The sequence below is a fragment of the Marinobacter sp. MBR-105 genome (genome assembly GCF_053628895.1).
Genome location: NZ_JBRJHG010000010.1, coordinates 50677 through 64301 on the forward strand (window position 1 = coordinate 50677; position 13625 = coordinate 64301).

12 protein-coding genes are annotated in these 13625 nt (G+C 60.2%); 3 read left to right on the forward strand and 9 right to left on the reverse strand.

Annotated features, from left to right (window positions below; translation table 11 throughout):
• Nucleotides 1-112: 112 nt before the first annotated feature.
• Nucleotides 113-271, forward strand: coding sequence for a YqaE/Pmp3 family membrane protein (locus ACSSVV_RS12780; RefSeq protein WP_014423048.1), 159 nt, complete (start codon nucleotides 113-115; stop codon nucleotides 269-271).
• Nucleotides 272-273: 2 nt separating this feature from the next.
• Here ACSSVV_RS12780 and ACSSVV_RS12785 read toward each other — a convergent pair whose 3' ends face one another.
• Nucleotides 274-1911 carry an MBL fold metallo-hydrolase gene (locus ACSSVV_RS12785; protein WP_454106348.1) on the reverse strand — a complete coding sequence of 546 codons (1638 nt, stop codon included), beginning with the start codon at nucleotides 1909-1911 and terminating at the stop codon, nucleotides 274-276.
• 296 nt (nucleotides 1912-2207) lie between these two features.
• On the opposite strand from ACSSVV_RS12785, the gene ACSSVV_RS12790 reads away from it, so the two are divergent.
• A complete protein-coding gene (locus ACSSVV_RS12790) occupies nucleotides 2208-2633 on the forward strand; it encodes a thioesterase family protein (protein ID WP_014423046.1) in 426 nt (141 codons plus the stop codon).
• Nucleotides 2634-2636: 3 nt separating this feature from the next.
• On the opposite strand, the gene ACSSVV_RS12795 is transcribed toward ACSSVV_RS12790, so the two are convergent.
• The 5 genes from ACSSVV_RS12795 to ACSSVV_RS12815 all read right to left on the reverse strand — a co-directional run bounded on the left by ACSSVV_RS12795 (nucleotide 2637) and on the right by ACSSVV_RS12815 (nucleotide 8423).
• Nucleotides 2637-3959: an MATE family efflux transporter gene (locus ACSSVV_RS12795; protein ID WP_454106349.1), complete on the reverse strand. Its 1323-nt coding sequence runs from the start codon at nucleotides 3957-3959 to the stop codon at nucleotides 2637-2639.
• Between the two features lie 261 nt (nucleotides 3960-4220).
• Complete coding sequence (gene tpx / locus ACSSVV_RS12800) at nucleotides 4221-4718, reverse strand: thiol peroxidase (RefSeq protein ID WP_011787201.1); 498 nt, start codon at nucleotides 4716-4718, stop codon at nucleotides 4221-4223.
• Nucleotides 4719-4838: 120 nt separating this feature from the next.
• Nucleotides 4839-6056, reverse strand: a complete 1218-nt coding sequence (locus ACSSVV_RS12805; protein WP_183580951.1) for a Bcr/CflA family multidrug efflux MFS transporter — start codon at nucleotides 6054-6056, stop codon at nucleotides 4839-4841.
• 223 nt (nucleotides 6057-6279) lie between these two features.
• Complete coding sequence (locus ACSSVV_RS12810; protein ID WP_454106350.1) at nucleotides 6280-7191, reverse strand: LysR family transcriptional regulator; 912 nt, start codon at nucleotides 7189-7191, stop codon at nucleotides 6280-6282.
• Between the two features lie 80 nt (nucleotides 7192-7271).
• Nucleotides 7272-8423 (reverse strand): alpha/beta fold hydrolase, encoded by a 1152-nt coding sequence (locus ACSSVV_RS12815; RefSeq protein WP_011787198.1) that lies wholly within the window; start codon nucleotides 8421-8423, stop codon nucleotides 7272-7274.
• A 179-nt stretch (nucleotides 8424-8602) separates the two neighbouring features.
• Between ACSSVV_RS12815 and ACSSVV_RS12820 the strand changes: the two genes are divergently transcribed.
• On the forward strand, nucleotides 8603-9514 hold the full coding sequence (locus ACSSVV_RS12820) for an acyltransferase (RefSeq protein WP_454106351.1): 912 nt from the start codon (nucleotides 8603-8605) through the stop codon (nucleotides 9512-9514).
• 12 nt (nucleotides 9515-9526) lie between these two features.
• On the opposite strand, the gene ACSSVV_RS12825 is transcribed toward ACSSVV_RS12820, so the two are convergent.
• The 3 genes from ACSSVV_RS12825 to ACSSVV_RS12835 form a co-directional block, all read right to left on the reverse strand.
• Nucleotides 9527-9724 (reverse strand): hypothetical protein, encoded by a 198-nt coding sequence (locus tag ACSSVV_RS12825; protein ID WP_011787196.1) that lies wholly within the window; start codon nucleotides 9722-9724, stop codon nucleotides 9527-9529.
• Between the two features lie 61 nt (nucleotides 9725-9785).
• Nucleotides 9786-11768: a ribonuclease R family protein gene (locus ACSSVV_RS12830; RefSeq protein ID WP_454106352.1), complete on the reverse strand. Its 1983-nt coding sequence runs from the start codon at nucleotides 11766-11768 to the stop codon at nucleotides 9786-9788.
• Nucleotides 11769-11839: 71 nt separating this feature from the next.
• The gene (locus ACSSVV_RS12835) at nucleotides 11840-13558 is read right to left on the reverse strand and encodes a GGDEF domain-containing protein (protein WP_023011553.1); all 1719 of its coding nucleotides are present in this window, start codon (nucleotides 13556-13558) and stop codon (nucleotides 11840-11842) included.
• Nucleotides 13559-13625: the final 67 nt, after the last annotated feature.

A 13625-nucleotide genomic window follows, 5' to 3' on the forward strand; every position in this document is an offset into this window, starting at 1 on the left:
TGCCACTTTCATGAAACCGGGCCGAATTTACCCGGTTCAATATGGTGAAATGTCATACCACTGCTATCTTGCAGTGATATGACTGTTTTACGCCCGTCAAGGAGAGAACTGAATGGATCTTTTGCGAATTCTGGTAGCAATTCTGTTACCGCCGTTAGGCGTCTTTTTACAGGTTGGTATCGGCAAGCATTTCTGGATCAACATCCTGCTGACCATCCTGGGTTACATTCCGGGCATCGTGCACGCGGTATGGGTGATCGCCAAGAAGTAAGCTCAGTCTGGCGCGACCACGTGCCAGAGCCCGTCGTCGGCGAACGCCCTGTGTTCGGCTTCCAGTTTCAGCAGGTGCGCCAGCGCTGAGCGGGCGGCCAGGCCGTGAATGGCGGCCGGGACATCGTCATAGGCCCTGGCGGTCAGGTCTTTCAGACTGACCGGTGCCAGCGCCTCCAGCGCCCGCCACACTTTGTGTTCCCGGGACAGCCGGTGGGTGATCAGGTAATCCATCACCGCCGCAGGCTGGCCCATCAGAAAACCATGGGCCGGTGCAATGAAGCGCACAGGCTCGGCCAGCAGATCGTACATGGAATCAATGTAGGCCTTCATATCACCGTCCGGTGGGTTAATCACCACCGTTGATCCCTGCATGATGTGATCCCCGGAAAACAGTAATTCCTGATCCAGCAACAGATAACACAGGTGGTTCGAAGCATGGCCCGGGGTATGCAAAACCTTCAGGATGCCCGCTTCGGTCACAATCAGATCGCCGTGCCCGGGTTGATCATCCGGTGTGAAGCTCGAATCCTGCCCCGCGCCCTCCGGCGCTGGCCAGCCAAATACCCGGCAACCGGTACGGGCCTTGAGTTGGGCCACCGCCGGGGAGTGGTCCATGTGGGTATGGGTAACCACCACCTGATCCACCACACCACCGGTAAGCTCCAGAATTCGCTCGATATGCGCCTCGTTCGCCGGGCCGGGGTCCAGCACCGTAAAACGTTCATGGCCAAGGATATAGGTGTTGGTGCCCGGGCCGGTCATCATCCCGGGGTTCGGCGCGGTCAGCCGGATAACCCCGGCGGCTACCTCCACTGGTTCCCCGGGAACAATCTCCGCACGGGTTGATCCCTCACCTTCCGGATCCAGCTTGACGGCCTCGTCATAGGCCGGAGCGTTGGGTTCCAGCATCACCGGCTTGCCCTTGCGCACTGCCGGCCAGGGCTGATCCGGAAACGCCTCCGGGGGATTGGCGTGGGCATAACGCATCAGCTCGCCGGTCGTGCCGAACTCACTCAGTACCCGCAAGGTCCGGATCGTCGGTAACCCCAGCAACCGGGCACCGGCCCGATGTTCCTCAAGCGCCTGAGCCGGCGCAATCCAGACGTGATCAATGGTTTCGGTACCATCATGGCTCGCCACCTGGCCTTCCGGCGCCACCGCTACAAAAAACCGGGTATCAAAACGGCGCGGCGGCCCCGGTGGCGTCACCCAGTGGCTCAGATACGCCAACCGGTCCAGCGGCACCGTCAAACCATGCTTCGCACACAACTGCGCCAGCGAAATCTCCTCCTGAAACAACGCCATTCGCTCACTGTGAACCCCGTGGTCGGCGCCAATCAACTGACCGGACGCATCCTGAGCCAGCAGAATCCCCGCCTCTTCAAAACACTCCCGAACCGCCGCCAGCATGTAATCCGCCCCGCCTTCATCCAGACTCATGGTCTGACTGATGTCGGCGTCCTCCACACCCACCACATGAGCCCGCCCCTCAGGCTCCTGCGCATTCACCGCACCCCCCGGGAACACGTAATAACCCGGCAGAAACACCGCATCCCAAGTGCGTTGCAGAAGCAGGACTTCAATACCGTTATCGGTATCACGGGTCAGAATCAGGGTGGCGGCGGGACGGATGTTCATAGGCTTCTCAGCGTCTTGTTAGTGTTTTTGGTGCGCGCAGAACGTCAGCGTGGGGATTGGGGATGAGCTTTCCAAAAATTTGCGGAGCCAGGGATGGCGGAGCAGAAGCGCCACATGGATGTGCCGAAGGAGCGGTTTTTGGAAAGCTCATCCCCAAGCGCCACAAACGCCAGCTTAAATGCGCATAGTTGTTAGCAAGATACCCGAACAACCCACAGGATGAGAAGCGACAAAGGTCGGAGTATGATGCACCCCCATTACTCAATCGCACCAAGCGCACCCCAGGGGACCCCCAAGTGGCCAGAATCAAACTCGACTTTCCCGATACCGCCTTCACCTTCGAAACCCGCTTGCCGGTACGCATTACCGACATCAACGGCGCCAACCACCTGGGCAACGACGCGCTGATCTCCATGCTGTCTGAAGCGCGCGCCCAATTCCTGGTGGAGCACGGCATTGAAGAGGCGGGCCACGATGGTGTGGGCATCATCGTCACGGATCTCGCGACCATGTACCAGGGTGAGTCCTTCTATCCGGACCTGCTGCGCTTTGAAGTGGGGCTGATGGATTTCAACAAATACGGCGGTGATTTCGTGTTCCGGGTGACCAAGGCCGACAGCGGGCAACCAGTGGCGCTGGCCAAGTACGGTTTCGTGTTCTTTAACTACCAGAGCCGGGAAGTAACCCCCATGCCCGAGAGCTTCCGCGCCCGGTTTGCCTGAGTATTACCCCTGCTGGCGCAACCGGCTCATACCCTGGCGATACAGGCTATAGGCCATGGTGCCGGCCAGCAGATTGCCCACCAGGGCGCCGGACATCAGCCCGGTCAGTCCGGCCAGTTGCCCGCCAACCCAGAGCAGGGGCAGATAGCAGGCGAATAGCCGCAGGGTGGAAATCAACAGTGCGCGCATGGGCATGCCCAGCGCGTTGTTGACTGACACCATCAGAATACACACGCCAAGCCCGCTGTAGCTCAGTGGCACTCGCAGCAGATAGCTCACCAGAATGTCCTGTACTCCGGCATCGCGGCTGAACAGGCCAGAGACGAAGCCGGAGGCGGCCAGCCAGATCAGCCCGATGGCAAGCTGCCAGATCACGATAAAGCGCACCGCAATGCGAACCAGCTTGCGGATCTTCTCGACTTCTCCTGCCCCCAGCATGCGGCCGATCATTGGCGGCATGGACATGGTCAGGGCCAGCACCACCACAATGGAGAAGAACTCCAGGCGGGTGCCCAGGCCCCAGGCGGCCACCGCGGCAGAGCCGAACCCTGCCACCAGTGCCGTGGCCAGCATAGCTGAGATAGGTGGCATCAGCTGGCTGACCATGGCCGGCGCCATGATGCCGCCAAGCTGGCGTACAGCCTGAGCCAGTTGCAGTTGGAGCAGGTCGAATCTTAGCCACTGGCGTTTGAGCAGGGCCGGGTAGACGATCAGCGCGCCAATGCCGAAGGCGGTGATGGTGGCCCAGGCGGCGCCGGGCAGACCCCAGCCGAACACGAAGATGTACAGCGGGTCCAAGGCGATGTTGAGCAGGCTGGTGATGATCATCATGTAGCCCGGCAGGCGGGTGTCGCCATTGGCGCGGCACACAGCGTAGCTGAAGTAGACCATGGCGCCGGTCCAGGCGGAGAGTAGCCAGGGTGCCCAGTATTCCCTGATGACTGGCCGCAGGGCCTGTTCGGCGCCGAGCAGGTCCAGGATCAGGCTTTGCAGGAGCCAGACCGACAGGCACAGGAGGAAGGCCAGGCCGGCCCCAATGGCGACCACCAGGCCGCCCAGGCGTTGGGCGCGCATGTCGTCGCCCTGGCCCAGTGTGCGGGAGATGATGGCGGTGGTGGCGATGCCCAGCCCTACGTACATGCCGCTGACCAGTTGTTGCATGGGCACGGTAAAGCCCAGCGCTGCCAGCGGGTCGCGGCCTAGTTGGCCGACGAAGGCGCTGTCGGTGAGCTGGAAGGTCATCAGCGAGAGCACGCCGAAGAGCATGGGCCAGGTCATGTGGTAGAGCTGGCGGCCCAGGGAGGCGTTTTGCAGGTGGTTTTGCACGTTAGCTTGAGGGCCTTGGTATTGAGTGTGGCGGGGATTCTAGCAGTTCTTGTGTCGGGTGCATGCACTCGGCTCAGATGCAAGCGACCGAGCGGGGTGGGCTTTCCAAAAAACGCTCCTTCGGCACATCCATGTGGCGCTTCTGCTCCGCCATCCCTGGCTCCGCAAATTTTTGGAAAGCCCACCCCACCCGGTCACCCGGACGGCGGTGCAATACCCTGTACTCTATCGATCAACAGGGGTTTGGAGGTTCAATGAATATCAGAGCACACTCAAAGCCGCATCGTAATCCGGCTCGTTCTTGATCTCGTTGACCAGTTCGCTGTGGATTACCTTGTTGTTCTCGTCCAGCACCACCACCGCGCGGGCGCAGAGGCCGGCTAGGGGGCCGTTCTGGATGGCCACGCCGTAGTCCTGCTGGAAGCTGTAGTTGCGGAAGGTGGACAGGGTTTCCACGTTTTTCAGGCCTTCGGCGCCACAGAAACGGGAAGCGGCGAAGGGCAGGTCCGCGGAGATAACCAGTACTACGGTGTTGTCGAGGCTGCCGGCCTTTTCGTTGAACTTGCGGGTGCTGGCAGCGCATACACCGGTGTCGATGCTGGGGATGATGTTGAGGATTTTGCGTTTACCGGCCCAGTTGTCGAGCTTGACTTCTTCCAGTCCGCTGCTGGTCAGGGTGAAGGGCGGTACGTTGTCGCCCGGCTGGGGGAATTTTCCGCTCAGTTCAATGGGGTTGCCGTCGAGGGTGACGTTACTCATATGCTGCTCCTGAGTTTGTTGAGAGTTCCTTGGTTTTACGTTCTGCAACTTACTCTGTGTAGCTTACTTTGGACGACTTTTCATCCCCGACTTTAGCTGGATCATGCTCGTGCGAGCCTTTCAGGCGCTGGCTTTTCCGGTTTCAAAGGCTTTCGCCGGGTAGCGTTGTACCAGCAGCAGGTAGCCGATCATGGCCAGGCCGGCGCAGGTGGCGATGACGGTGGCCATCACCAGAGGGGTGCCATTGTGCAGGGCTCCGACGATGGCGCCGGCGATGGCGGCGGCGCTCATCTGGATAAAGCCAAAAAGCGCGGAGGCGGAGCCGGCCATGGTGGGGAAGTTGGCCAGGGCGCCGGCCATGCACTGGGGCAGTACCAGGCCGGTACCGGCCATGAAGATGGCCTGGGGAATCATCACCGCCCACGGGCTGTAAACCTGTTGGTAGGCCAGGAGCGCCATGATGGCACCGCCGGCCAGAGCGGTGATCAGACCGTAGAACAGGATCTGATCCGGCCCCAGGTAACGCGCCAGTCGGATGGAGCCCAGATTACCAGCGATGTAGCCCACGACGATGGCGGCGAAGTAGAAGCCGAAGTGCTCCGGCTGAACCCCCAGTACGTCAATCAGCACGAAGGAGGCGCCAGACAGGAAGGCAAACAGCCCGCCGTAGATGGCGGCGTTGGTCAGGGTGTAGCCAATGAAGCTGGCGTCGGTGCTGATGCGCCGGTAGTTGGCGAACAGGTGGCACAGGCGCAGGGGCTGGCGATACTCCGGTTTAAGTGGCTCGGGGATGCCAAAAGCGGTGACCGCCGCCATGACCAGGGCGTAGCCGCCCATGGCGATGAAGATCCAGTGCCAGCTGAGACCGCCGACCATCAAGCCGCCCAGGGTAGGGGCCACCGCCGGTGCCAGGGCCATGATGCTGGCCAGCAGGGCGAGGATTTTGGCGGCTTCCCGGGGGGTATAGATGTCGCGGATGATGGCGCGACCCAACACAGGGCCAGCGGAGCCGCCCAGGGCTTGCAGGAACCGGAACAGCTGCAGGGTTTCGATATTGTTGGCCAGGGCGCAGCCGATGCTCGCAACAGTAAAGAGCAGGAAGCCACCGATCATGATGGGTTTGCGGCCAAAGCGGTCGGCCAGCGGCCCGCAGATGAGTTGTGCGATGGCGAAGCCGGCCAGGTAGACGCTCAGAGTCAGCTGGACCTGATCGGTGCCGGCATCGAAGTCGGCGCCGATCTGGGGCAATGCTGGCAGGTACATGTCCACGGCCAGTGGCCCGAGGGCGACGGCGGCGGCCAGCAGTATGGTTGTCCAGATACTTGTGAGTGCTAACACTATTTGTCCTTTTATTGAGGTTAGGTGCGAGTGAGCTATCGCCTCCCAAAAAACGCTGTAAATACTTCCATGTACGCTCTGCTCCGCCATCCCTGGCTCCGCAAGTTTTTGGGAGGCGATAGCTCACTCACACCACCCGTCGTATGGAGGGGAAGTCTAGGCGGAAGCAACGTTGGGGATAATGCCTGCTGGTCTCATGCAATACATGAACAAAATTGATTGATTAATCGTTCAGCCCGTTCATGGTCGCTGCAACCGAATTCACCTGGTTGCGCACCCAGCGGTGGGCGGGGTCATTCTGGTGCCTTCGGTGCCATAGCATCAGCAGGGTAAAGGGCTTGTAGTCGAAGGGAAGTGGAACCCAGGCGAAGTCCCGCATCAGTTGTGCGCTCATGCGTTCCGGGGCGGTGGCCAGCATGTCGGTGCCGCGGAGGAATTCGGGCAGGCCGGAGAAGTTGGAGACGGTGACCACGTTGCGGCGGTCCAGGCCCTTGGCGTGCAGGGTGTTTTCAAAGCCGGGCCGTTCGCCGGTGGCGAACATCAGGGCGATGTGATCGGCTTTCAGGTATTCGGCCAGATCTGTGGGCGCGTTGCGTTGGTTTGGGTCGTAGAACACCACCATGCGGTCCGCCATCAGGCCCCGTTGCATGATGTCGGTGGTTTCTGGTGCGTGCGGGCTGATGATCAGGTCGCAGGCTTCTTTGCGCAGCATGTCGGCGTTGGGGATGCCGGAGGGAATCACCTGTAGCCGGATGCCCGGGGCCTTCTGCCGCAGGATTCGGAGCAGCCCGGGCAGAAGCAGATCCCTCTGGTAGTCGTTGGCGGCAATGGTGAAGGTGAATTCCGCCGACGCCGGTTCGAAGGGAGGCCCGGAGGGCAGGGTGCGCAGATCATCCAGCAACTGGCGGATGTGGGGGCCGGTGCGCAGGGCGTAGTCGGTGGGCACAATGCCGCGCCCGGATTTCACAAACAAGGGGTCGCCGAAGGCCTGTCTGAGGCGCTCAAGGGTGTGGCTCACCGCCGATTGGGTAACGCCCAGGCGAATCGCAGCCCGGGACACGCTGCCCTCATCCAGAACCGCCACAAACGTTGCCAGGGATCGCAGATCCAGGCTCAACATATCAACAGGTTTCATGGGTGGCAGTTTAAAGCAGGGAAGACGGAAAGTCAGCGGTGGAAAGCGCTCCCTGCCACCTGCCGCCTGTGAAAGTAGTATCAGTCAGACCTTGCAGCCAACCAGTCGGCCAGCTCAAGCCAGGACGCCCGGGGCGCTTTGCTTCCGGCCAGTATCCCCATGTGCCCGCCGGGGGCCACCCGGAAGGTCTTATCCGTGGAGCTGACGTGGTCCATCACTCGCTTGGCGGCACCGGGTGTAGCCAGGGTGTCCTCCTGGCCGGCGATGGCCAGTAAGTTGGCGTTTACATTCTCCAGTCGCGCGAAGTCGTCGCCAATCTGGATCTGGCCTTTGGCCAACTGGTTATCAATCCAGACCCGGACCACGGTGTCCTGGATGACGCCGCCGGGGTAGGCTACCATCCGGTCCAGAAAGGCCGAGGTGGTGGCATGGTTGGTGACGAATTCGCGGTCGCCCAGGCGCACGATCAACTCCCAGTAACCCATCACACTGCCAACCGGGTTGGTCAACTTGAAGCCGATGGTGTTGGCCCAGCCCGGGGTGTGGAACCAGTGCGGTTTCATGTCGTGGAGCCGGAAGCCGGTGCGCTTGCGAACCAGTTCGGCGACATCGGCAATCCGTTGATACATCCAGCCAATCAGGCCGGAAGCATGGCTGTCGATGGGCAGGCCCAGGACGATGGCGTTGCGGATGTGCTGGTCCTTGCTGAGGGCAGAGTAGAACAGCGTGAACATGCCGCCCATGCTCCAGCCATGCAGTGACAGTTCCTGTTCCCCACTGTGTTCCCGGACTCGATTCAGATACTCCGGCAGGAATTCGGCAACATAGGTATGCATGTTGTAGTGGGTATGTTCCCGGCCCGGCATACCCCAGTCGATCAGATAGACCTCAAATCCTCTGGCTCGAAGGAAACGCACCAGACTTCGCTGGGGAAACAGATCATAGATCAGCATATTTACGGCCAGAGGAGGAATGATGACGATCGGCGTGCGGTGGGTCTTGCGTTCTACCGGGATCACCATGCCATCCAGTTCAATGAAATCCTCCTCCAGCGGCGGATAGTATCGCAGGCTCACCAGCCCATTGCTGTGCAGGGTTTCGAACGGGGTCTGGCCTGCCTGTACCAGGCTGGCCGCCCGGAAAATCCGGTCGAAGGCATTGCCAGCGTAGAGTGCGCTCTGGCGGGCGAGGCCGGAGGAGGTCTTGATGGCGGATTTCAGGGGGTTGCGCATAGGGTATCCGGTGTAGCTGCGGTGCGTGTGGAGTCAGATAATAGAGTGGATTCATTCCCCCAGCCATGGCAAGACTGTCACATCCGGTCGGCGTTTTGGTCACTTCGGGCCACTGCCCAAGCGGCTGCCAGGTTGCTATGATTGCGGGCTTCGGAAACAACAACCACAACAGGATGCCCATGCTCAGTTTCCTGCCTGCCCCCGTTATTGGCGTGCTTAATTCGCTGCTACTAGGCCTGAACACCGTGTTCTGGTGCCTGCTGCTCTATATCCCCGCGGTGTTCAAGCTGGTGATTCCGCATAAGGGTTTCCGGGTGTTGTGCACCCGCGTGATCATCTGGATTTCGGAGTCGTGGGTGGCCTGTAATACAGGCTGGATGAAGCTCACCCACAATACCCGCTGGCACGTGGAAGGCGCCGACAAGCTCAAGCGCGAGAGCTGGTATCTGGTGCTCAGCAATCATCAGAGCTGGGTGGATATCCTCGCCATGCAGCGGGTGTTCAATCGCCAGGCGCCGTTTCTGAAGTTCTTCCTGAAACAACAGCTGATCTGGGTGCCGGTGATCGGCCTGGCCTGGTGGGGGCTGGATTTCCCGTTTATGAAACGCTACACCCGGGAGTATCTGATCAAGCACCCGGAAAAACGGGGCGATGACCTGAAGGCGACCCGCAAGGCCTGTGAGAAATTCCGCTACACGCCGGTGAGCGTGATGAACTTTGTGGAAGGCACCCGTTTTACCCCGGCCAAGCACGACCGGCAGAAGTCACCATACCAGCATTTGCTGGTGCCGAAGGCCGGTGGAGTGGCCTTTGTGCTGGATGCCATGGGGGATTCCATTGATACCCTGGTGGATGTCACGATTGCCTATCCCGATGGCGCTCCAACGTTCTGGGACTTCATTTGCGGGCGGGTGCCGGAGATCCGGATGACCATTGATACCCAGGCCATTCCGGAACACCTCAAGGGCAGGGATTACTCTGAGGACGCCGAGCACCGCCGCAACGTCAAGGACTGGTTGGGCGATCTGTGGCGTGCCAAAGACGAGCGGCTGGGACGAGTGCTGGCCCGGCAGGACCAGAACCCTAGCTGATGCCGTCCCGGGTCAGTCGTCGTCTTCGACCTGATCCGGGTGTTCCTTCTTGAACCTTTCCCACTCTTCCCAGTCATGGGGAGTGCCGGCATGGGGGCGTTTCAAATGCCTGGCATGCTCCATGGCATTGTGGCGCAGGCTGTGGTCGGGCTCTTCTTCTTCCTTGTCGAAGCCGTACTTTCGCAGAAATTCCTGAGGACTGATGGGCATAACACACCTCCTGAAAACAGAAGACCTATGAACAGATACGGTGTGTCTGCCCGGCTGGTTTTCAACCCTTGTCGTCGGTTCCGGGATTAATGTCCTCGGCCTCGAGCAGTTTGAAGTTGATCTGCCGACGCTCTTCGTCCACACCGGAAAAACTCACGGTTACCCGCTGGTCCAGCTGGAAGATCCGGCCGTTCTTGTTGTGAACCAGGCGCAGCGTAACCGGATCAAAGCTGAACTTGCCCTCCAGATCCTTGGAACTGACAAAGCCTTCCAGGCCGTTGCAATCCAGGCGGACGAAAAACCCCGACGACATGGTGCGGGTAATGGTGCCTTCCATCGGATCTGCCGGCAGGCCTTTGGCGTAATCGCTCTTGAGCCAGGCCTCCAGGGTGTTGGCAGCCATGCGGGCGCGGAACTGGGTGGTTTGAAGACTCTCCAGCTGCTGCGGGTTCAGGGCCTTGATGGGTTGATCCCAGAGTGCGGCCTTGATCAGACGGTGCACGTAGAAGTCCGAGAACTTGCGCAGCGGTGAAGTAAAGGTGGTGTAGGCCGCCAGTCCCATACCCTGATGCGGAGCAGGCTCGAAGCCCAGTTCGGCCCGGGCCAGTTGGCGCGAGAGAATGGACTTGACCGGCACATCGGCCTGCAGGCCATCGGTGTGTTTCATCAACGCCTTGAAGCCTTCGGCACTGGTGGCATCCAGTTCGGCCAGATGTGGGGCGTAACCTTCCAGCAGTTTACGGATATTGTCGGCGCGGTCGTCCCGCAGCCCCGGATGCTGGATGAACAGGCCTTGCCCCTGCTTTTGCAGGAAATCGGCCGCACAACGATTGGCCGCAACCATGCATTCTTCCACCAGCCGGTGGGCTTCGTTCTGCACTGCCGGTTCAATCACCCGGATCCGCTTGTTTTCGTCCAGACGCAACCGGAATTCGGGGCGATCATTGCTCAGTAACGCGTGCTCCGAGCGCCATTTGCGCAGGGCGGTGGCGGCCTGATGCAGCTGGTCCAGGCTGTTGGCGACGGCTTCGGGCAAGGCCTTGATGTCATCGTCTTCCCGACCTTCAATCAGGTGTGACACCAGCTCATAGCTCAGCTTGCCCTGGGAGCGGATGACGGCCTGGCGAAAGCTGTAGTCGCCCAGGCTGCCATCGTTGTTCACCTGCAGGTCGCACACCAGGGCTAACCGGGGTACCTCTGGCATCAGCGAGCACAGGCGGGTGCTGATGGCGTCCGGTAACATCGGCAGTGGCTCACCCGGGAAATAGATGGCGGTGGCGCGGTTAAAGGCTTCTTCTTCGGCCGGGCTGCCCGGCTCGATCATCGCGGTCGGGTCGGCGATGGCGATGGACAGGGTCCAGCCGGTGGCATTCGGGGTTGCCATCAGGGCATCGTCCATATCCTGGGTGCCCGGACTGTCGATGGTCACGTAGGGCTGTTCGGTACGGTCTTCCCGGCCCTCGCGGTGTGAGGTAACGGATTCCTCAGTAAGGGTGTCGGCCTGCTTCTGCACTTCTTCCGGCCAGGCATCGGCCAAATCAAAGTTGGCGAGGGTGAAGGCCCGTTCGATGCCCGGCTCACCGGCCTTGCCGATCACCCGCAGCACCTTCGCCTGGCCCTTGCCGTCCTTGATCGGATGGCGGTGAATCTGGCAGTAGATGAAATCATCGGGCTGGGCGCCCTTGCGTTCTTTCGGCGGAATAAAAATCCAGCGGTTGATGCCCGGGGTTTCCGGTGCCACAAAGTGGCCTTTGCCCTTGATCAGATAGCGGCCCACGAAGGTGGTCAGGTGCGATTCCAGCAGCTCGTCGACAACGCCCTGGGTTTTGCCTTTTTCCACTTCGTGTTCGGTGACATTGACCCGATCACCGGGCAGGACTTTCTGCATTTCCTCGGGAGGCAGAAACACATCCCGCCCTTCATCCAGGGCCACAAAGCCGAAACGACCGTTGGTGGACTTGACGGTACCGGGGAAGACCACCTTGTTCTGTTTGATGTCGGTTTTCAGCTGGCGCAACTGATTGAGAGCGTCGGCGTTGAGCATGAAGAGATAACCTGAATAAAAAAGTGTGTTGCAGCGGAGTATAACGGTTCTGCCAGTGCGAGTCAGATCTGTCAGGCCGGATGAATGGCCTCGCCGGTACCCGTGCGGATGCAGACCCGATTCCGGCCGTTTCGCTTGGCCTCGTACAGAGCCTGGTCGGCGTTGCGCAGCAGGACATCGAGATCTTCACCGGGCTGGCAAAAATAGCCGCCAACACTGATGGTTACCGGTGTTCCGGTGCGCTGGCTTTCCTGCTCGACGCTGGCGCGAATACGACAGGCGATCTGCTCCAGCGTGGCGGCATCGCAGGGTGATAGCAGGACTACAAACTCGTCGCCGCCCCAGCGACCGGGGTGGTCGTAGGGCCGAACCGCCGCTTTCAGCCAGAGCGCAACCCGGCACAGAATCTCGTCGCCGGCCTGATGGCCCTGGCTGTCGTTGATGGCTTTGAAGTGGTCTATGTCCAGCCACAGAAGCCCGAAGCCCTTCTGCTCCCTTTCCGCGCGCTGGATTTCCTCATTCATCACCTCGTCCAGGCCCCGCCGGTTCTTCAGGCCGGTCAGGGCATCGACCCGGGCCAGACGCTGCAGTTCTTCGGTGCGGTGGGCCACCTTCTGTTCCAGCTCACGGGTGGTATCTTGCAGGGAGTGGGACATTTTTTCGAAATGATCCACCAGGCGGCCGATCTCGTTGTCCGGTTTGGGCAGGTAGGGAAGATCAAAGCGACCGTCCCGTAACCGGTGCACGGCTTCCTCGAGGCTGATGACCGGGCGCAGAATGCGGGACTGTATGATCTGGTGGAACAGCACCAGGGTGACCAGCAGGCTGACCAGAAACACCGCTACCAGAGGCCAGAGATAGCTCCGGGGGATCAGTGTGTTCAGGTCCAGCAGGGTAATCTCAAACCAGCCAATGGCGGGCAGAAAGGCCACGCCGGCCAGATGCTTGCGGCCATCCACCGACACAAACCCGCTTTCCACCGCGCCATCTTCGCCATTACGCTGTTTGAGCATCTGCAGCATGCCCAGAATCTGCTGTTTGTCCTGGGGATCGTCGAACAGCAGATCCACGGTGTTTTTCTGGCCTTCGGGTTTGATGATGGTGGCAAAGTCGATGTAGTTGCGATCGCGGTACAGCTGGATGGCGCCGTTATAGTCCACGAACAGGGTGGTAATGCCGTCCTGGCCGATGTCGACAATGTCCTGCAGAAAGTCGTCCAGATTCAGGCCGGTACCCACCATGCCGACGATGTTGTTGTCGGCATCGCGCATGAGCACGTCTATCCACAGCTTGGTAACGCCAAGTTCGGTATCGGGATTGACGTTCAGGTGAAAGTCGCGGCCTTCGTCAATGAGCTGGAAGAACCAGGCATCGTCGGGTTTGTCCGGGCTCAGCACATAGCGGAACTGATCGCCGGCGTAATCGTTGGAGGCGTTGTTGTAGTAGTAATGACCATTGGAGCGGAGGGCCACAAAATAGCTGTTATCCCGGAAGTTGCTGCGGAAACTCTCCATCTGGCGGATGGCCTGGTTTTCCAGCGCGGGGTCTTCCGGTGACTGGGCCCACTGAATCAGTGTGGAGGAGCGGGCCATTTGCCGGGCCAGCCCGATTTCCCGCTCCAGGGACTGCAACAGTCGGGCGCTGTCATAGCGTACCTGGATCTCGGCGACCTGCTGGCCCCAGCGTTCAATAATATCTTCCGATAACGCCCGATAGGCCAGCCAGGAAGCGGTTCCTGCCGCTATGATCAACAGCGCGGCCAGCCCGAGAATGCGGGTTTTGAGGCTCAAAATTTGTCCTTGCCAATCGTGTTCTGAATCTATACTCCATCATAGAACAGAGCGGGGCTATCGTGTA